This is a genomic window from Streptomyces roseus (genome assembly GCF_001044425.1).
GTDB lineage: Bacteria > Actinomycetota > Actinomycetes > Streptomycetales > Streptomycetaceae > Streptomyces > Streptomyces roseus.
The window spans coordinates 58,931-78,917 of the sequence record NZ_LFML01000085.1; the positions used below are offsets into that span (position 1 = coordinate 58,931).

Consider the following 19,987-nt stretch of genomic DNA (forward strand, 5'->3'; position numbering starts at 1 on the left):
GGGCTCAACCGCACACGGAGGAGCCCCAGTTGTCCGACCAGAATGCCGGAACGCGTACGACCCCGCACCGCCGCCACATCGACTTCGAGCGCCTGCACAACTTCCGCGACCTGGGCGGCTACCGCTCCGCGGACGGCCGTACGGTGGTCTGGGGCGCGCTGTACCGGTCCGATTCCCTGGGCAAACTCGCCGGGGCCGGCGGGGCCACCGGGCCCGGGGCCGACTGGGACCGCTTCCTCGGCCTCGGCATGCGTACGGTCATCGACCTGCGCTACCCCTGGGAGATCGAGGCGAAGGGCCGCGTCCCCGAGGTCGAGCGGTTCACGTACGCCAACCTCAGCATCGAGCACCGCCCGTACGACCAGGCCGCGATCGACCCCGGCATCGATCCCTGGCGCTACCTCGCCGACCGGTTCGCCGAGGTGGCCGAGGACGGCGCCGACGAGATCCGCCGGACCATCGAGCTCATCGCGGCCGGTCCCGGACCGGCGGTCTTCCACTGCACCTCCGGCAAGGACCGCACCGGCCTGATCGCCGCGTTCGTGCTGACCCTGCTCGGCGTGTCCGAGGAGGAGATCCTGGCCGATTTCGCGCTGACCGAGCTGGCCACCGCCCGCCTCACGGCCGACTGGCACGCAACCAACCCGGGGCGCGTCATGCGCTGGCCCTCGTACGGTCGCGCCCCGGCGCAGATCATGTCCCTCGTCCTGGCCGACCTGGCCACAGGCTACGGATCTCCCGCCGAGTACCTCGCCTCGCGCGTCGGGATCACGCCGCGGACCACGGCCCGGCTCAGGGACCGCCTGCTGTGCTGAGCAGCGGCCAAGGAACCAGAAACCCGCCAACTCGCGCCACGTACTTGTCAGTTGGCGTGGGGTATCCCAACAATGCACATGACAACCGGAGGATCTTCGGTTGCATCGTCATCAGAGGGGAACCCCCACATGCGCAAGCCTCTCGTCGGCGCCGTGCTCTCGCTGCTCCTGATAGGAGCGGCGGCAGCACCGGCCGTGGCGTCAACACCCCAGGACAAGGCGGCGGCGGCCGTCACCGTGAACTATGCGGGCACGGTCGCGCTCAGCAACTGTTCCGGCTCCGTCGTCCGCGTCCCCGGCTCCCAGCCGAACGACCCCGCGCTCGTCCTCTCCAACGGGCACTGCCTCGAGACCGGCTTCCCCGGGCCGGGCGAGGTCGTCAAGGACCGGTCGTCCAGCCGCTCGTTCTCGCTGCTCAACGCCTCGGGCTCGCGCGTCGCGACGCTGCGGGCGAGCAAGATCGCGTACGCGACGATGACCGACACGGACATCTCGATCTACCAGCTGACCAAGACGTACGCGCAGATCCAGAGCCAGTACGGCATCGCCGCGCTCACCCTGAACGACGCCCGCCCGGTGCAGGGTACGGCGATCAAGGTCGTCTCGGGCTACTGGAAGCGGATCTACAGCTGCAACGTGGACGGGTTCGCGTACCGCCTCAAGGAGGGTGACTGGACCTGGAAGGACTCGGTCCGCTACACCTCGTCCTGCAACACGATCGGCGGCACCTCGGGCTCACCGGTGATCGACACGACGACCGGCAAGGTCGTCGCGGTCAACAACACGGGCAACGAGGACGGGCAGCGCTGCACGGAGAACAACCCGTGCGAGGTGGACGAGACCGGCAAGGTCACCGTCCGCCAGGGCATCAACTACGCCCAGGAGACGTACATCATCGTCCCGTGCATCGGCGCGGGCAGCACCATCGACCTGACCCGCCCGGGCTGCACCCTGCCGAGGCCGTGACGCACGGAGCCGCCCGCCCCCGGCGGGGCGGGCGGCCGCCGTCCGGGAAACCGGCGGAGGCCGGACCGGACCTGGCCAAACCTGGCCGGGCTGAGCGCGGCCGAGGTCCTGCTCGGGCCGCATCCGGCGGGTCGCGGACGCCGGCGGTGCCGGGTATGCCAGCGTGAACGGGGTGCATGCCGCCCACGACGCCCTCACGCCCTTCCTGCACAGCGACATCCCGTACCTGGAGAAGGCCCTGCGCACCGTCGGGGTCTACGTACTGATCCTGCTGCTGCTGCGGATCGTCGGCAAGCGCCAGCTGGCGCAGCTCAGCAGCTTCGACCTGGTGGTCATGCTGCTGCTGGCCAACGTCGTGCAGAACGCCGTGATCGGCCCGGACAACTCGGTCCTCGGCGCTGCCTTCGGAGCCGCCGTCCTGCTCGCCGTGAACACCGTGGTGGTCCGGGCTGCGGCGCGCCACGAATGGCTGGGCCGCCTCCTGGAGGGCACCCCCACGACCCTGGCCCGTGACGGCCACTGGCTCACCGAGGTGATCCGCCGCAACGGCCTGCGCCGCGCCGACCTGGACGCGGCGGTCCGCCACCAGGGCGGCGACGACGTCGCGGAGACCACGGAGGTCACCCTGGAACCGGGCGGAGCCCTCGTGGTCCAGCTGGCGCAGCCCAACCAGTCGGCGGACAAGTCCGACATCGAGGCCCTCAAGGCCGCCCTGGCCGCCCTTGACGAAAAGGTGGACGCCCTGCGCAGCCGGTCCCCCTAACCGGTGTCCGGCGGCGGTCCGGACCGGGCGGAACCCGCTGGTGGGCCGGAGGGCGGCCCCGTTAGCATCCGACGATGATCACGCCGGCGCTCCAACCGTTCCACGACGTCCTGCGGCGGGCCGACATCGGCCGGCCGGCCGAGCTTCCGGACGCGCGGCACTGCCCGCCGCCGGTCTTCGCAGCACTCGTCCGCAGCGACGACCCCCGCCTGCGGCACCTGGGACTGGTCCTCCTGAACGAGCGCGTCACGTCGGGCCGGACGGACGACGAGGAGGAGACGGCCGAGCTCGCGGCGCTGCTGCCGGCCGTGGTGGAGGGACCGCCGGAGTCGGCGCTCGTCCTGGCGCGGCTCCACGAACGCCTGGGCCCGTACCGCCGCGGGCTGCGCCGGCCGTCGTGGCGCACGGCCGAGCTGCCGGCACGGGTACGGATCGCCTGGCTGCGCGCCGAGCTGCTGAACGAGCCGACGGTGATCCGGACGGAGCCCCGGGGCGAACTGCTGTACCAGGCCGTACGGGAACTGACCGTCGCCCGCGCGCACCGGCCCGAACAGCTCGTGAGCGAGCTGGCGGCCGGCGGTGACCCGGTGTTGCAGGCGGCGGCACTGCGGCTGGCCCGGGAGGGGCTGCACGCCGCTCTGCTGGCTCCCGCACGGGTTCGCGGGTACCTCATCGGCCTGACCGGCGTCGACAGCGCTGCCGTGAGCGCCGCCGCACTGGCCGAACTCGCCGAGCCGTGGGCCGCGTCGGCGCCCCTGCCGCCGGGCCGTCTTTCGCCCTGCCTCGCCGCCGACGCGGTGATCACCAGGCCCGAGGCGGCCGACGCGGCCCTCGCGGCCGCGGCCCGTCACGGGCACCGCGGCCTGCTCCGGCAGGTCCTCCAAGACCCGGACCTGCCGCCGGGACTTCGCCGGCGCGCAATGGAACTGCTCGGTGACCTCGCGGACCGCGAGGACATCGGCGCGCTGACAGCCGTCGCCGCAGGCGATCCGCTGCTGTTCGGCGGACCGGCGGTGGCCTGCCTGCGCGGCCTCCACCGGCGCGGGCACTTCCCGCGGGACGCACACGTCCCCGCCGTCATCGGCCTGGCCCTGACCGATCACTCGATCCCGCCCCACGAGATCGCCACCGTCCTGTTCACCTGCCGGCAGACGATGCTGCGCGTCCTGCTCGACGCGGACCCCGGCGATCCGAGCTGGCCGCGGCGGCTCGCACTGCTGGTCGCCCTCGCCGGGCAGGGGACGGGGGAGCTGCCGATCGGCGACGCGATCACCGGGGCCCTGCCCTCGGCCCCCGCCCCCGGGCCGTTCCTCGACGCGATCCGCGCACTGCGCCACGCGGACGCCGAGGAAGCCGTGATCGCTCTCCTGCCGGCCGCTCCCGCAGCGGCCCTGGAGGCCCTGGAGGCCATCGGCGGACGCCGTACCACGACGGCCTTGAGGGAAGGGCTCGGCCTGGCCGCGGCGGAGGGCGCGGGCGTGATCGCGCCGCATCTGCGCGCGGTGCGCGGCCGCGCCCTCGAGGTGCTGTGGCACCTCACCGACGATCCGGCGCGGCGGCGTGCCCTCCTCGGCCGTCTCGACCCCGCCGATCTGCCGGCCCGCATCGCGACGGACCTCGGCGGCCCGGACGAGCGGGAACTGGCCCTCCTGAGCTCCCACTTGGACCCGGACGAGCCGGTTGCGGCCCTGTGCACACTGGCCGCCCACGGCGCCGCCGGCACCCTGCCTGCCCTCTCGGACCTGCTCCTGCGCATCGTGGCCGAGCTGGCGGCGTCCCGGGAACCGGGCGCGGACGCCCCGCGCCCCGAAGGCAGCCGGGCCGCCGGCGAGCCCGCGGTACCCCAGGAGGTCCTGGCAGCCCTCGAAGGCCTGGGCCGCCGCCTGTACGAGCGGGGCCGGATCAGGCCGTCCTGCCTGCTCGACGCAGCGACCGGTCGGGAGGCCGGGCAGGCGCTCGCCGCGACCGTGGTCCTGGATCTGCTGGACCGCCCAGGACTGTCGGACGCCGAGCAGGCGATCCTGCTCGAACTCCTGCTCCGAGCCCCTTACGCGGGTACCCGCGCGCGGGCGCACCGCCTGCTGCGCCACCGCGACCGGCACGTGCGCAAGCACGTCATCGCGCTGCTCGCGCGCGATGCCGACGGGGACGATGCGCAGGCGCTGTCGGCGACGCTGATCGCGCTGACCGCCGCCGAGGACGTCCAGAGCGTCCGGCAGGCGCTGCTCGCCCTCGGCCACGCCCGGGCCCGCTGGGCCGCCACCGCGATCGCCGCATGTCTCGACCATCCGAACATGAACATCAAGAAGACCGCCGCGCAGGTGCTGGTCCGGGCGGGTACGCCCGCGGCGGTACCGGCACTGCTCCGCCGGCTGGGGCGCCACGACAACCCGGGCCTGCGGGCCCTGCTCGTCGAGGCGCTGCGGGCCGTGCTCGGCGACGCGTACCCGGCGACCGTTCTCGCGGCCGCCGAGCACGGCGAGGACCGGCGCACCCGCGAACTGCTGCTGGCAGGCCTCGACGGCGCACTGTCGGCGCGCTCGGTCCGCGCACTGGACGACCAGGCATCACCGGTCGCACCGACCCTGCTGGCCCTGGTCGCGGCCGGCCGGGTCGGCCTGGCCGCCGGGACGGCCGGGGAACTGTCGACGGCCATGGCCCGGCACGGGATCACCCCGCCCGCCGCGTCGGGGCCGGGGCCGGACGGCGGGGCGGACCCTGACGTCAGGTCGCTGGCGGCGCGGGGCTGGGATCCGGCGGTCGCGCTGCGCATCGCCGGGAGGCACGAGCAGCCGAGCCCCGCCCGACTGCGGGAACTGCGGGAGCTGCGGCCCATGCTGGGGGAGTGGCTCGGCCTGGCCGCATCCGAACCCGCCGCGCGGGGCCGCGTACTGCGCCTGGTCCTGCGGCTGTGCCCCGCGCCGTGGACGGCCGGGGAGCTGAGGGTCTTCGCCCGGTCGACGGGGGTCCTGCTCGACGGGCTCGAAGGGGCTGCGGCCGAGGACCTGCACGGGCTCCTCGTGGTACTCGAAGCGCTCGCGCCGACTCTGCCGGCCGCTCAGAGGCAGGTGGTCGCCGAAGCGGTGCGCGCGCTGCCCCCCGAACCGGGGAGCCGGTCCGTGCCGAAGCTGCTGCGCGCGCTCGGCGCGGTGCTGGTCCGGGCCGATCTGGAGCGGGCTCTCGCGGCGGCCCGGCTGGGCGCCGACCCCTGGCAGGCCGAGACGGACGTGCTCAGGGAGGCGTTCGCAGCCACCTGGCAGGCGGGGGCGGGGGAAGCGGGGGCCGAGGCGGGAGCCGGTGCGGGGGCCGGCGCCGGGGCGGATGCGGGGGCCGAGGCCGCCGCCTGGCGAGCCGCGCTGGACGCCGCGGTGCGTACGCCGAGCGCCCTGGAGCGATTGCGCCGGCTCCACCGGACGCAGCAGGGCGTACCGGCCGTGCCGGGCTCCCGGGTCCGCCTGAGCACCCTGATCGACGTCTACGCCTCGGCCGGCGCCGACGTCCGCCCCGCCCTCATCGACTGGATGACCGACCTCCAGCCGCTCGACGCCCCGCCGTGGACCATCGCCGAGACCACGTACGCGACGGCGCCGCGCCCGCGGACGGTACACGCCGACGACCTCGACCAGCCCCGTTCGACCGCACTGCGCGAACGCCTGCTCGCCATGCTGCGGGCACCCGCTCCGGATCACCGCCGCACCGCGGCCCTGGCGCTCCTCACATGCCCCGAGCCCGAAGCCGTACTGCCCGTGCTCCGCGCGTTCCTGCACGGCAGCGTCGACGTACCCGTCGACGCCGGCCTGGCCCGCATGCTGCGCGCCATCGGCGAGAGGGAACTGCGCGCGGACGGCATCCTGCACGACAGGGTCGCCCTCGCGGCGAGCCGGCTCGACGAGCAGGAACTGGAGCCGCTGGTCCCGCTCCTGCTCGACTGGTGGGAACACGACCCGCCGCAGACCAGCTCCGCAGCCGGGCGGGCGCTGCGCCGCGTCCCCGCCGACGTGCTGGCGCAGCACCTCGGCGGGCGGCTCGACGCCGGCGCCTGGGGGTTCCTCGACCTGCTCCGCGGGCGTCCCCTGCTGCGTACCCCCGCGCTCACGCAGACCTGTGCGAGGCTGCGCGCCGAAGGACGCGACGACCTCGCGGACGGGCTGCTCCTCGTCGAGGGCCCGCTGCGCCGCCCGGACGCCGCGCGGCAGGACGCCGCCGCGCTGGCGGCGCTGCGCGAGCGCACCCCGCCCGCGACGACGGCAGCGTCCCGACCCCCGTCCCGGCAGCAGCTCCTGGAGCAGGCCCGTACCGGCGACCCGATGCGGATACGCCAGGCACTCGCGCGACTGGCCGAGCGACACCGCGGTCCCGAACCGGATCGGGACCCGGCGCTGCGGGACCTGATCGAAGAGCTGCTGCACCACCCGAGGCCCAAGGTCCGCCTGCACGCCCACCGGACCTCACGGGCCGTGCTGGACCGGCAGACCTACCTCCACCACACGTCGGTCCTGCTGCACGACCCGCAGCCGGAGGTGGTGCGCACGGCGATCCGGACTCTCTCGCACGCGCGTTGGGCGCCCGCGATCCCGGCCCTGACCGGGCTGCTGGAACACCCCCACCCCACCGTCCGCGGGGCTGCGGCCGAGGGCCTCACCGTCATGGGACCGCCCTCCGTCCCCGCCCTCAGACACGCCGCCGCCCACGCCCGCCCCGACAGACGCTCCCCGTACACGAAACTCCTCGAACAGATCGCGAGGGGCGCCGACGACGGCCAGGGACCTTGACGATCACGCGACGATCACGCCTCTACACTCGAATCCCATCAGGCCGCCGACGGACGGCCGGTGAGGAAACGGAGCGTGCGGTGCCGGTGCCATCAGGGCAAGCGCGAGACGGCTACCTGGTCGGCAAGGTGCTCGCGGGGCGCTACCGGGTGACCGAGGTGATCGGTCGCGGCGGCATGGGAGTGGTCGCGCGGGCGGTCGACGAGGCGCTCGGCCGGGAGGTCGCCGTCAAGGTGCTGCGGGCCTACACCGACGCGAGCCCCGCCGAACTGGCCCACATGCGGAACCGGATGCAGCGCGAGGCGCGGGCCGCCGCGCGCATCCGGCACGACGGCGTGGTCACGGTGCACGACGTGACCGAGGAACAGGGGCTGCCGGTCATCGTGATGGAGCTCGTCGACGGGCCCTCGCTCGACGAGGTGGTGGGCGAGCGCGGCCCGCTGGACCCGTACGAGGCTGCCGCGATCGGCGCGAAGCTGATGGGCGCGCTCGACGCCGCGCACCGGGCCGGCATCCTGCACCGGGACGTGAAGCCGGGCAACGTGCTGCTGGAGCGGGGCGGCCGGGTCGTACTGACCGACTTCGGCATAGCCACCATGCAGGCTGCCGGCGACGAGGAGATGGCGAAGCTGACCCGCAGCGGCCAGCTCGTCGGCTCGCTGGACTACCTTCCGCCGGAGCGCGCGCAGGGCAGGGAGCCCGGCCCGGCCTCGGACATCTGGTCCCTCGGGATGACCCTGTACGCCGCGGTGGAGGGCGTCTCGCCGTTCCGCCGCACCTCCGTGTGGTCCACGCTGGCCGCGATCGTCGCCGAACCGCTGCCCGCGCCCCGCCGGGCGGGACCGCTCGGGCCGGTGCTGCCGGCGCTGATGGCGAAGGCGCCGGAGAGCCGCCCCAGCGCCGACCAGGCCCGCGCGATGCTGGAGGCGGTGGCGGGGAGCGGGACGGCTCCCGCGGCCGGGGCCCGCGCCCCCGCGCCGATCCCCGCCCCGCCGTCCGTACGCTCGCCCGCTCCGGTTCCCGGCTTCGGCCCCCCGCCGCCGTTCGGCGACGCATCGTTCCCCCCGCTCAGGCCCCCGCCGGGTCAGCCCGTCACGGCCCCGCAGGCCGGCTCGTCGGCCACGGGCCGGGCCGGGCGCCGCGCTCGCGTCGCGATGGCCGTCGCGGTCGTCGCCGTACTCGGCGCGGGCGGTGTCACGTACGCCGTGGTCCCGGGCGGCGACGACCGGGTGCGGGCCGCAACCCCGAAGCCGCCGACGGCCGACGCGCAGCCGGACGGGACACCGGCCGCCCCGGCGCGGCCGGGCCCCGCACCGACGGGCTGCGCGGGCTGGACGCACAGCGACCCGAAGCCGGGCACCTACGGCTACATCTCGGGCGACCACCACCTCCTGGCCGCCCCGTACCAGCCGTGCCCCGCCGGCGCGCTGGTGAAGGACGGCACGAAGCTCTGGTACCAGTGCTATGTCGTCAACTCGTACGGAAACCAGTGGACGTACGTCCGCGTGGACGGAACGAACACGACGGGCTGGCTGTACAACCGCGACCTCACCCGCCAGAAGGGCTCGTCCCCGCCCTGCTGAGCCAACCCCCGACGCCCGCCGAAGAGGAGTGCCGGATGGCCGCGATGGCGTATTTCCGCAAGGTCTCGGAGACGGAGGAAGCCGTGGAGTACGCATTCGGCGACGACCCGGACCGTCTTGAACGCCGATTGACCATGGACAAGGCGTCCGGCACCTCGACGGCCCAGGACGCGCGGATCGACCACACGTTCCTGAAGGCGTCGAGAAAACTCAACGCGCTGCACACGGAGCGGGGTGTGTGGCCGGAGCGGGGGATGAGCGTCAGCTGACGTGGCCCGCGGCGGCTGATCGAGCGGGGCGGTCGGGGCGGCGGGCGTGGCGTCGCGAGGTATGCGGGCTGTCGGGTGATGATGCCGCAGTGCGACTTGATCACGTGTCCTATGCGGTGGCCCGCGACAGCTTCGTCTCGACCGTCCAGTGGATCGGATCGGCCCTCGGCGGCGGGTTCGTCGACGGAGGGGTGCACCCGCGGTTCGGCACCCGCAATTTCGTTCTTCCGCTGAGCGGCGGCACCTATGTCGAGGTCGTCACGACCCTCGACCACCCCGCCGCCGACCGCGCACCCTTCGGCCAGGCGGTGGCGCGCCGCGCCGCCGAGGGCGGCGGCTGGCTCGGTTGGGTGGTCTCCGTCGACGACATCGCCCCGGTCGAGGCCCGCCTCGGCCGCACTTCGGCCGAGGGCCACCGTGTCCGCCCCGACGGGTTCGACCTGAGGTGGAAGCAGATCGGCCTGCTGGAACTGATGGAAGACCCGCAACTGCCTTACTTCCTGCAGTGGTTGGTCCCCACCGAGGAACGACCGAGCGCCGACCCGCGTACCCCGACCACCATCCGCGGCGTATCCATCGCCGGCGAGGCATCCTCCATCGCCGAATTCCTGGGCGAACCGGCCGACCACCCCCTCGACCAGATCGACGTCACCTGGGTCGAGGACGAGGAACCGGGCCTGGTCTCGGTGGAGTTCGCCACCGCCCGCGGCCCGGTCACCATCTGACCGGGGCGGACCTCCCCGACGATCCGCTCGTCGCCCACCGTCCACAAGCGGCAAAGATCGCCGACGGTGCGGGCAGGGCAGTCCAAGGTACGGGGAGGGGCCGGCGTGGGCGGTCCGGTGATGCCCCCGCAACTCCCCATTGAGAAGACGCGGGCGGGCCACTCCCAGGACTTCGCAAAAGCTGGGCTGATCCACGGTGCCGACGTGCCGCCTACAGCCAATCGCGCTTCTTGAAGATCACGTACAGGCTCGTGCAGACCACCGCCATCAGCAGGATCGCGAAGGGGTAGCCCGCCGCCCAGTGCAGTTCGGGCATCGTCTCGAAGTTCATGCCGTAGATCGTGCCGACCAGGGTGGGGGCGAAGAGGATGGCCGCCCACGAGGAGATCTTCTTGAAGTCGTCACCCTCACGCCGCTGACCTGCGGAAGGTACCCCAGAGAGGTCCTGACCTGCGACGTTGCACCTTTCCGACCCTTTCGCGGTGCTGCCCGTGTATGCGGTCGATACTCCCCAGGTACTCCCCAACGGGCATTCATTCTCCCCAGTTTCTCCCCAGCCGACGCCGAGACCGTCGCCGACGAGAGTGCAATTCAGTCGTCGAGACAACGCGCGTCAGAGCTACAGAGCCCACAAGGGGGCGTACCGCAAGAGAAGTCTCTTGCTGCCGCGGCGGTCGAAGTTCACGACCAGCTGAGTCTCATCGCCTGATCCGCGCAGTCCGACAACCGTTCCCCTGCCAAAGTCGTCGTGCTCGACACGGTCGCCAATACTCACCGTGCCCGACCGAACAGGCACCTTCGGCAGGGGGAGGCCCTCCCATTCCAGCAGCTGCGGGATCTCCGGGAGCTGGCTGCCGTCTCGTGGCCGGACGGACCACCAGTCGACAGGCGGCTTCGTGTCGCTGTCTGCGGGATTGTCGTACTCGGGCGCTCCACCGAGGAGTGGGTACGGGGCAGGCGCCATTTGCGGTGCGGCACGAGTTTCCTCTTGCCGTATCGGCAACTGCACCTCGGTCGGTGTAGGGGCGGTCAACAGCTTGAGACATTGCTTCACCGAAGGACGCTGTTCGCGACTTTTTTGCAGGCAGTGGGTGAGTAAGAGCCGAAGGCCTGCAGGTACAGCCGCCAGATCGGGCTCCTCGTGAACGACCCGGTACAGCAAGGCGTGTGCCGAATCTGCGATCCCGAAGGGGCCGTGCCCAGTTGCGGCGAAGGCCAGTACCGACCCGAGGGAGAAGACATCGCTCTCCGTTCCCGTCCCCGCGCCGACAACCTGCTCCGGTGACATGAAGGCAGGGGTGCCCATCGCGGCGCCCGTGCCCGTGAGTGCCGTACCACCCTCAAGGGCCTTGGCGATGCCGAAGTCGATGACACGGGGCCCGTCGTCGGTCACGAGGATGTTGGAGGGTTTCAGGTCCCTGTGTACCAAGCCGGCCCGGTGGATGTCCCGAAGCGCCTCTGCAAGTCCCGCCCCCAGTCTGCGGACCTGTGGCTCGGGCAGCGGTCCCTGGGCAGCCACCAAGCTGCCCAGGTCGGGCGCATCGACATGGGCGGTCGCGACCCACGGCACCTGGGCATCCGGATCTGCGTCGACGACGGCAGCCGTCCAGAAACCACCGACTCTCTGGGCCGCCTCGATCTCGCGCCGAAAGCGGCGGCGGAACTCGGGTACCTCCGCTAATTCAGGACGGACGACTTTGACGGCCACCGGCCGACCACTGGGCGACCGCGCCAGATTGACCTTCCCCATTCCGCCTGCGCCCAGCCTGCCGACCAACCGGTAAGGCCCCACGTCAGTCGGGTCACCTTCGAGAAGCGTGTCCACCGTTCCCCAAGCTCCTAGATTTTCTTGAAGTCGTCACCCTAGGCTGGTTGACCCGCGGAAATTGATCGGAGAGGTGTTCTGACCGTGACGCGCCGGGGCCGGGCCCGGTACGCCTACGAGCCGATCTTGCGCCCGATATAGGCGATCTCCAGTGCCCCCTCGTTCGGCATGAGCCGGAAGTGCAGTCGGCCGGCGCCGGGAGTGAAGCGGCCGTGCAAGTCGTAGCAGTGCTCCTCGCCGCCCTCGTCCGTGAAAAGACACAGGCGCCTGCGCTGCTCGTGCTCCGAGCTGACGTTTGCCCCCTGCCAGGCGGGGACGGCTGCCACGGTCGGCTCCCACCGCGCGGCCGACTCCTCCAGCCGCGCCAGCAGCCCGCGCACCTGGACGAATGCCGGCGGCTGGAGGGCATCCAGATCCTGCCGGACCCGGGGAAGGAACCGCAGCGAGGGGAAGAAGTCGGCCCGCTCCTCCCACAACCGCGCCGGGGAGTCGACGGCGTCGAGCCCGCTGGACCTGCCCCACTGCTCGTGCGGCTTGAGGTCGACGGGACGGGAACCGTGGCGCACGGACTCCTTGGTCTCGGCCATCACCAGTTCGCCCCCGGTGTCCTCGACCAACGTGCGGACAGTGACCTCCAGCCATGACCGATGCCAGGCGGTCGACACCGGCAGGCTGACGCAGAGGCTCTCCATGAGATGGGCGGCACCGATCCCCTCGACTCGTGCGCCGGCGTACTCGTACTCGATCTCGCCGGCTGTCGTGTCTTGAGGCAGGACATCGGTGAAGGGGGCCCGGTTGCGCAGGGCCTTGATGTACTGGCGCTGAGTGCGATGGCGGTTGTCGGCTGCCCACTGCTGGTAGAAGTACCCCCGGGCCAGCTCGGAGGAGGGCAGCGGAGTCTGGGTGACGAGAGCAATCTCGCGCCACGACCGGGCTTCGCGAAGTACCCGGATCAGCTCGTCCATCGCCTCGCCGACCTCTGTCGGCGAGGCGTTCGAAGTGCAGGATCGCTCGTTGAGAAACAGCAGAAGTGGCACGCCCGCCCCCAGGTGTGATGACCACGAATCCTTGCAGGTTCTGCTCAGTCGAGCAGCTGATCGAGAGAGTTCTCCCACTCGTCGAAGAACCCCTGCGGCCACTCGGACAGCATGCCGTCGTCGCCCATCCGGGGACTGACGACCTCACCGCTCTGGCCGCTGCGGCGGAAGAAGTGCACGGCGATGTCGGACGCGGCGATGCGGTCGTTCTTGACCGTGATGCGCAGGCCGTTGAGGACGTGGTCGGAGTGTGTCTCCACGATGAGCTGAGCGCCGGCCGCGACCGCCGCCGCCGCGAGGTAGGCCAGGGAGGTCTGGCCCTGGGGGTGGAGATGAGCCTCCGGGTTCTCCAGCAGGATGAGCGAACCAGGCCGGGCAGTGAGGCACGCGACGACGATGGGCAGCGCGTAGGTGAGACCGAAGCCGACGTTGGTGGGCCGGTACCGGTTGGAGGCGTTGACGCCCGATCCGAAGCCATAGCTCAGCCGCACGGTGTCCGTGCCGTCGATCCCTACGGCCTGGAGATTCACTCCCGGACAGAGCTGTTGCATCCACGCGTCGGTCTGCGCGAGCAGCGTCCCCGAGGCGGCGGACGGATGGCGCAGCGCAGCGGCCTCGACGGGGTCGTCTTGGTGGACACGCAGGTAGTTGACCGTGTGCTCGCCACCGGCTCCGAGGAACCCGCGCCGTACGACCGCGTGGTGCGAGCGCGGGTAGCTGATGGCGGGGACGATGCGGTCGGCCTTCAGGTACTGGAACCCCTGACCGAAGAGTACGGGAAGCGAACCGAGGAGAGGTTGCCGCGGGCTGGCGACCAGTTTGAGAAGGTCGTCCTCGGGCCCGTAGGAGGCGCGCCAGGTGAAGGGAGTCTCGGGAATGCCGGCTGATACGACGGTGAAGCCGATGTCGGGATCGTCTTTCGTGTAGGCCTCGTGCCGGACGTCCTGACCGGTGCCCAGCTGGACGAACTCACCGTTGAGGAGGAGCCCGGACTCACTGCCGTCCTCTAGGACCCCCGCTTCGTACGACTGGCGCAACAGGGCCAGGGCCTGGAGGACCGTGCTCTTGCCGGAGGAGTTCAGGCCGGTGAGGAGGGTGAAGGGCGCCAGCACGACCTCCTGGTGGCCGAACGCCTTGAAATTGGTGATGCCGATGCGCTCAAGCATCCAGGACCTCCCGGAACATGTCGTCCAGCATGCTGAAACGGAGTTTGACCTTGTTGACGTCGCCGGTTCCCGAAGACACGGCGTTGAAGAACTCGGCGTCCTCCATCAGGCCGAGGAAGCCTTCGTCGACGAGATGGCGGCGCTCGGAGAGCAGGTCGATCATGGGTTTGGTGTATCCGGACAGGGTGACCGATTGCGACTCGAAGAGCGCCTTGTTCACCGGGGAGCGGCGTGAGGTGTCGCGGAAGCGTTTACGGAAGGCGTGCTCACCGAAGACGGCGAAGCCCGCTTCCATCGCGTCGCAGAAGCGTTCACGCAAGAAGTCGCGCCCGGCGGAGTCCAAGCGGTTCACAAAGTGCATTGCCTCGCGGAGGAACCCGTCGAAGTCCCCGACCGCATAGGAGTCGGGGGGAGTCAGGGAGAAGGCGAGGAAGCGCAGGCACATCTCCCGGTCGGACATGCGTTCGGCAGACACGCTCCCGCCGGTCGCTCGCCTGAACGCGTCAGAGAGCGCTAGCTCCTCAAGGAATCCCCGGGCCGGGCCGGGAATCAGGGCGTGCCGGAGTTCCTGGCGGGTGAGCGCCCGGCCGCCCGTGTTGATGCGGGCGAAGATGTTGAACTTAACCTTCTCCGGCGTACCCCGCCGGATGAGGAGAACGACGAGTTCGGTTTCCTCAATCCGGGTCTGGAGGCGGCCGGGCAGGTCGCCGAAGGCGCAGCCGTTGAAATCTGTGAGGTATTCCAGTCCGGTCAGCCGCAGAGGCTCGGCACCGATATCGTCGGGCGCGACGAAACGGGCGATCGTGGAGAGACGCTGCACTCCGTCCACGATCGCCCAGACGTCCTCCTCGCCCTCGGCGGCGTAGAGGGTCGGCAGGGTGATGCGAAGGAGCAGTGACTCAATGAGGCGACTCTGAGCTTTCAGGGTCCAAATCCCGGCACGGCGCTGAAAGTCGGGAGCGAGGTCGATCGTGCCGCGCCGGATGCGGTTGAGCAACAGGGCGACCGTGGGGTTACGGGTCTGCACCTCGATCAGATCCGGATCGAATGGACTGTCGATCCGCTCACCGACGTCCTCTCTCTCCACGTCCGTGCTGAAGCCCGTCTCGTCCAGCTCGACGGGAATCCTGTCCTGTGCGGAACCGGCCTCGGGAGCGGTCAGGCCATCACTCATGGGTTCTCCGAACCGCCTCTCCGCAGTCATGCTCCGTCGTCCTCGCAAGTGCATCGTAAGCGTGCTCGGGTAAGCAGCGTGGGCGGTCAGGCATGATCGGGTGGATTCCTCTGCCCCAGCGGCCGATCAACGGCGAGGGCGGGAGCCGGTGCCCGCACTTCTGGGAGGGGGCGACAGCTACGCCCACACCGTCCTTCCCGGGCCGTTCCCGTCCGCTCACGCAGACCTGACCAATACAAACGGCCGGGCTCCACGCCGGCATCGTCGCGTACACGGGCACCGATCGGAGCGAGGAGAACAGTACGCTCGGGTATGGCGCTGGTGCCATCCTGTACTGGTGGACGTAACCCTGCCCGGCCAGCTGGGCGCAGTCGAAAGAGAGTCCTGCTCCGCAGCGCCAGCGGTGATCCGCAAGTTGAATCTCTCCCCGCCTCCAGCGCACTTGACGGGGCGGCAGGACGTGGCCTTTGTTCCTGTGACCCGCGCGCAATGGAAGTCAGTGTTGAGGGACGCCGACCTACCCGGGCTTCAGCGGGAGACCGACGAGACGGTCGCGGAGATCCTGCGATTACGGTCCGCTTCCGGCCGGATCGTGGGGAAGGAGCTTCCGGAGCCGTTGCGGCGTCTCCGCGCGTCGGTGGTCGCCTTGGGCACTGTCGCAGAAGAGGTCTCCCGGTTCAGTCCGTCCCGGACCAGCGCGGCAGAGCGCCGGTTAGCGACCGACTTGGCGCAAGCGAATCGGGGCGAGGCTCGAGAGCTGTTCGCCTGCCTGGAACAGGGGTGGGGGGAGTTCGCTTGGTCTGAGGTCCGGAGGCATGCTCTCGTGGCCCAAGCAGCCGGACGAACTCTAGAGGCTGCCGCCAGGACTGATCACGCCAGCCTTCCCGACGAGGACGTCTATCAGCGGGCGCTCGGGATGCCGGCCGAGCAACTGCGGCCCGGGGCCGGCGTAGCATCACGGGCCCGCTTGCTGGCCGCTTGGTCGAAGGCCCCGAAAGCCCTCGATCGTCGGCTGCGACGGAGCATGAGACATCTGATCGATGACTCGCTACCGCTGACGGTGAAACTGCTCCATCACCTTGCATCGCTCGCGCTGTCCGATCGCCCTTTGCTGGCGCATCGCGCCGCGTTCTTGGCGCGTGATCTGGTGACGTCCCATTTGAAGGCCGAACCGGAACATGCGTGTTCGGTGATTACACGGCACGTCGATCGCGAGCCGGAGATGCTGTCCTCTCATCGCGGACAGGTCGCCTACCGTGACGCCTACAACCGCGCGGCACACCAAGAGGAAAAGGCGCGTGCGGTCATGGACCTGCATAGGGCCGTGCTGGAAGGTGACGTCAAGCGCACGGCCGCCGTGGTCATGGAACTGCTGGGCAGGGCGGTTCCGGAAGGCGCCTCGCTCTCGACCGTACGTGACCTGCTGGCAGCTGAAGACAGTGAACCGCTGTGCAAGTTCCTGGCTTCAACGATCCGAACTGAGTGGCGCAACGCGAACGCACACGAGGACTTCCGCTGGGACCCTGTCAACAGCACGCTCCTCCTGGGTGGACAACCCACGGATCTGGAACAGGTGCTGGACGCAGCGATCCGCGCTCGCGCCATCTGTCACGGGTTCGAGCACGGGGTCGCCTTGGCCTACGCCCAGAACGCACCGCTGATCATTTGGGGCGCGGAAGAGGCGAACTATGTCGGCCGAGACCTCTCCATCCTCCAGGCAGCTGGAGAATCGAGATTCCCGGTGCTGGACATCCGGCGCAACGGCAGTCTCGTACGGTTGGACGGGCCGGACATCTCCGTTGAGACGCTGAGAGAGGCGTGCCGCGCGCTTCTTAGGGCCGCCTTGGCAGACCCCAGCATTGAACGCTGGGAACTATGTCAAACCTCTCCCGGTCGGCCACCCCTGTGCGTGGACCGTACGGGAACACACGCAGGGCTCCAAGTCGCGGAACCCCTCTGGGAGCTGGCCGACCCCCTCCCTTTCGCCGTTCTCCCTCTACTGGCGAATGCCATGACCAATGCCGGAGAACCCGCCGAGACGGCAGTTTCAACGGTTCTCTGCTTGGCTGCTGCCCATGTAGTCGGAGAACGAGACCGCCTGTTTCCTGCCCTTGCGCAAGACGATTCAGCTGCCAAGGACGAGCTGATCAGCACCGCGAAGCTGATCAGCGACGGCGCCAAGGCGGCAGCTCAGCTGCTTGAACGCCCAGCCCGACGCAAGTTGCTTGCCTTCGCAGAAGTCCTTGCTGGCGACTGCCACCGGCTGCGGAGCGCTCGTGCTTTTGAGCTGGCCCACGAGTTCGTGCCAGCGGATCGGGTCCTACGGAGGCATGCGCCAGCTCGCCTGCCGTGGGTCACAGCACTCGACGACTCTGGCGGCTGAGATCCCCGACACAGCTCAGATCACGCTTCAGAAGCCAGTACGTGCTGTGGGCCAGCGGCCGAGGTGGTTACAGCGCCTGCGAAACGAGGCGCAACACTGTGATCGAACGTGTCTTCTGGTGAGGGGTCTCGTTGAGGCAGGTAGCGATCGTGCATGTGTCGCCCTGAAACGAGACAGTCACGGGGAGAGTCCTGCGGGGCTCCTTTAATATGGGGTGTCTCACGAGGAGATCACTACTTTAAGCGACCACGGCCGCACGGCGAGTGGGCAGTGGCGTTCGCCGGGCAGGTCATCCGCGTGGCCGTCGAGGTTTACGGCTGCGCGGACCAACCGGAAGCCTTGCCTCCGCAGCGTCGTGCGTGATCTCCTGGAGCTCGTTCAGGTCGGCAAGTACGGAGGATTGGGTCGTGACGAAGGAGAAGGGGGCGAAAAGTACGTATGGCGTGCCCCTGGAGCGGAGCGACTACCTCAAGCTGGACAAGCACAAATATCACTGTGAGCCGGAAGAATTCGAGGAATGGGTCCGGTCTGGTTACGGGAAAGGCAAGCGTCTCGCCGTTGACCTTTTCTCGGGTGCCGGCGGTCTGAGTCTCGGCCTTGAACGAGCCGGATGGACCACCGCTGCGGCCGTGGACTTCGACGAGCGGGCACGTGAGACTCATGCGGTGAACTTCCCCGGAATGAGCCTTTGTGTCGACCTCGGGGACGATGGGCAGCGAGGCGAGTTCGTCCAGCGAATTCTTGACTCCGGGGCAGAGATCGACATCGTGGCGGGAGGCCCTCCCTGTCAACCCTTCAGTCGTGCCGGGCGTAGCAAGATTCGACACTTGGTCGACAATCACAACCGTGACCCGCATGATCTCCGTAAGGAACTGTGGCGCGCCTATGTCGACGTAGTGGAGCGGCTCCTTCCTCGTACCGTGCTCATGGAGAACGTCCCCGACATGGGCCTCGGCGACGATTTCAGCGTGATCCGCATCATCGAGGCAAAGCTGGAGAGCCTTGGGTATGCGACCCAGGTTCGTCTCGTCGATGCGTGGAACTATCGCGTGCCGCAGCACAGGAAGCGCCTGATCCTGCTTGCGCGGAGAGATGGTGGCGGCTTCACGTGGGATAAGCCGAAGAAGCAGACCACCCTTCGGGATGCCATTGGAGACCTTCCTCCGATCAACCCGAACCCTTTGGATCCGGTGGGCTCCCGGCTTCTCGACTACGACGAGAAGCAGGACCCGAAACCTTCACCATTCGCCAAGGAGATGCGCAAGAAGGCGGATAAAGGTGTGATCCATGATCACATGACGCGGCGGGTTCGAGCCGACGACTTCAAGATCTTCACCATCATGGATTCCAAGACCCTCTACTCCGAGCTGGATGAGAAGCTGGGAGACGATGAGAAGGAATTCCAGAGATACGACGCTGAGCAGTTCACGGACAAGTACAAGAAGCTCGACTGGAACGAGTTGAGCCGTACAATCACTGCGCACATCGCCAAGGACGGTTACTGGTACATCCATCCTGAAGAGCCGCGAACGCTTACCGTACGTGAAGCCGCGAGGATCCAGACCTTCCCGGACCGCTTTCGGTTCGCAGGCACGCGGAGCGATGCCTTCCGGCAGATTGGCAACGCGGTTCCCCCGCTGTTGGGTGAAGCTGCAGCCCGGGTTCTCCTGCCGCAAGATGCACCCGTCGGACACGAGGCCACGGACAAGTGGCCGGAGGTACGTGAGGAGCTGACTCGCTGGGCCAAGGAGCAGCGCGCTGGTAAGCAGTGGTACCAGTTCCCCAACGGCCGGAAGATGAAGCCGCTCGGGGCTCTCGTTATGGCGGTGCTCTCGGGAGGCAAGCTGCATCCGAGCCAGTTCGCCAACGTGATGAACGGTGTTGCTGGACACAGGGAACTGACCCGGGACGTCTACCTCGCCCTCGTGAACGCGGCACCGACAGCCGCCGCCCGCAAGCGTTTGGAAGACCGACTCGGTCCGGTTGTCGATAAGGCCGAGGTCTGGGTAGACGCGGATTCGATCCTTGATCACAGCAAGATGATGGGACTCAAGCCGGCTGAGCTCGCGCTGTTCAGGCTGCTGGCTGGCGACGACATCATGCTGGTCAACCAGGGTGCGTTGCGGGTGGCTGCGAGGTTGCAGCAGAACCAATCACACCTGACCAATCGACTGACCGAGGGGCGACTTAACCTCATAAAGCTTCTCGGCGCCGGCCGTGATGCACCGGTGCGCATGGCCGCCATCAGGTTCGTTGGCGAGAACCTGTGCCGGGACAAGCAGCCCGTTTGTGGAAGCTGTCCGCTGAGTGACTACTGCCCAACTCGTCCACAGGAGGACGAGGGAGCCGCAGCTACCTTCGATGCCGTGCTAACCGCAGACTGACAGGTCCTTCCCGGCAGAACAGGACGCTGAGGCGTGTGGCGTCGGCGATGTGTTGGGTGGCTCGCTCGGCGTCAGCCTTGACTTCCAGACGACTGCTAGGCGAAGAACCGTGTGGCGGCAGCCCC

Annotated in this window: 13 protein-coding genes and 1 pseudogene; 9 read left to right on the plus strand and 5 right to left on the minus strand. The window is 69.5% G+C overall.

Features of this window, described 5'->3' with window-relative positions; all coding sequences use genetic code 11:
* Positions 1 to 29: 29 nt before the first annotated feature.
* The 7 genes from ACS04_RS21455 to ACS04_RS21485 all read left to right on the plus strand — a co-directional run bounded on the left by ACS04_RS21455 (position 30) and on the right by ACS04_RS21485 (position 9,893).
* The gene (locus ACS04_RS21455; protein WP_048478317.1) at positions 30 to 815 is read left to right on the plus strand and encodes a tyrosine-protein phosphatase; all 786 of its coding nucleotides are present in this window, start codon (positions 30 to 32) and stop codon (positions 813 to 815) included.
* 129 nt (positions 816 to 944) lie between these two features.
* The gene (locus ACS04_RS21460; RefSeq protein ID WP_048478318.1) at positions 945 to 1,781 is read left to right on the plus strand and encodes a S1 family peptidase; all 837 of its coding nucleotides are present in this window, start codon (positions 945 to 947) and stop codon (positions 1,779 to 1,781) included.
* Between the two features lie 163 nt (positions 1,782 to 1,944).
* Complete coding sequence (locus ACS04_RS21465) at positions 1,945 to 2,544, plus strand: DUF421 domain-containing protein (protein ID WP_245236483.1); 600 nt, start codon at positions 1,945 to 1,947, stop codon at positions 2,542 to 2,544.
* 74 nt (positions 2,545 to 2,618) lie between these two features.
* Positions 2,619 to 7,316: a HEAT repeat domain-containing protein gene (locus ACS04_RS21470; protein ID WP_048478319.1), complete on the plus strand. Its 4,698-nt coding sequence runs from the start codon at positions 2,619 to 2,621 to the stop codon at positions 7,314 to 7,316.
* A gap of 86 nt (positions 7,317 to 7,402) precedes the next feature.
* The gene (locus ACS04_RS21475; protein ID WP_048478403.1) at positions 7,403 to 8,899 is read left to right on the plus strand and encodes a serine/threonine-protein kinase; all 1,497 of its coding nucleotides are present in this window, start codon (positions 7,403 to 7,405) and stop codon (positions 8,897 to 8,899) included.
* Between the two features lie 35 nt (positions 8,900 to 8,934).
* Positions 8,935 to 9,168, plus strand: coding sequence for a hypothetical protein (locus tag ACS04_RS21480; RefSeq protein WP_048478320.1), 234 nt, complete (start codon positions 8,935 to 8,937; stop codon positions 9,166 to 9,168).
* An 89-nt stretch (positions 9,169 to 9,257) separates the two neighbouring features.
* Positions 9,258 to 9,893 (plus strand): VOC family protein, encoded by a 636-nt coding sequence (locus ACS04_RS21485; protein ID WP_048478321.1) that lies wholly within the window; start codon positions 9,258 to 9,260, stop codon positions 9,891 to 9,893.
* Between the two features lie 211 nt (positions 9,894 to 10,104).
* Here ACS04_RS21485 and ACS04_RS21490 read toward each other — a convergent pair.
* The 5 genes and pseudogenes from ACS04_RS21490 to ACS04_RS21510 all read right to left on the minus strand — a co-directional run.
* Positions 10,105 to 10,290, minus strand: a pseudogene (locus ACS04_RS21490) (CorA family divalent cation transporter); the annotation flags it as partial.
* A 222-nt stretch (positions 10,291 to 10,512) separates the two neighbouring features.
* A complete protein-coding gene (locus ACS04_RS21495) occupies positions 10,513 to 11,718 on the minus strand; it encodes a serine/threonine-protein kinase (protein WP_053080875.1) in 1,206 nt (401 codons plus the stop codon).
* Positions 11,719 to 11,831: 113 nt separating this feature from the next.
* Entirely contained in the window at positions 11,832 to 12,683 is an 852-nt protein-coding gene (locus ACS04_RS21500; RefSeq protein WP_158977385.1) for a hypothetical protein, read from the minus strand.
* A 116-nt stretch (positions 12,684 to 12,799) separates the two neighbouring features.
* A complete protein-coding gene (locus ACS04_RS21505) occupies positions 12,800 to 13,921 on the minus strand; it encodes a DUF3696 domain-containing protein (protein WP_048478323.1) in 1,122 nt (373 codons plus the stop codon).
* Positions 13,914 to 15,095: a DUF262 domain-containing protein gene (locus tag ACS04_RS21510; RefSeq protein ID WP_048478324.1), complete on the minus strand. Its 1,182-nt coding sequence runs from the start codon at positions 15,093 to 15,095 to the stop codon at positions 13,914 to 13,916. The genes ACS04_RS21505 and ACS04_RS21510 overlap by 8 nt, the downstream gene beginning before the upstream one ends.
* Before the next feature lie 1,024 nt (positions 15,096 to 16,119).
* Here ACS04_RS21510 and ACS04_RS21515 point away from each other — a divergent pair.
* Both ACS04_RS21515 and ACS04_RS21520 read left to right on the plus strand, forming a co-directional pair.
* Positions 16,120 to 17,478: a hypothetical protein gene (locus ACS04_RS21515; RefSeq protein ID WP_158977386.1), complete on the plus strand. Its 1,359-nt coding sequence runs from the start codon at positions 16,120 to 16,122 to the stop codon at positions 17,476 to 17,478.
* 407 nt (positions 17,479 to 17,885) lie between these two features.
* The gene (locus tag ACS04_RS21520) at positions 17,886 to 19,862 is read left to right on the plus strand and encodes a DNA cytosine methyltransferase (RefSeq protein WP_245236484.1); all 1,977 of its coding nucleotides are present in this window, start codon (positions 17,886 to 17,888) and stop codon (positions 19,860 to 19,862) included.
* The last annotated feature ends 125 nt before the right edge of the window (positions 19,863 to 19,987 follow it).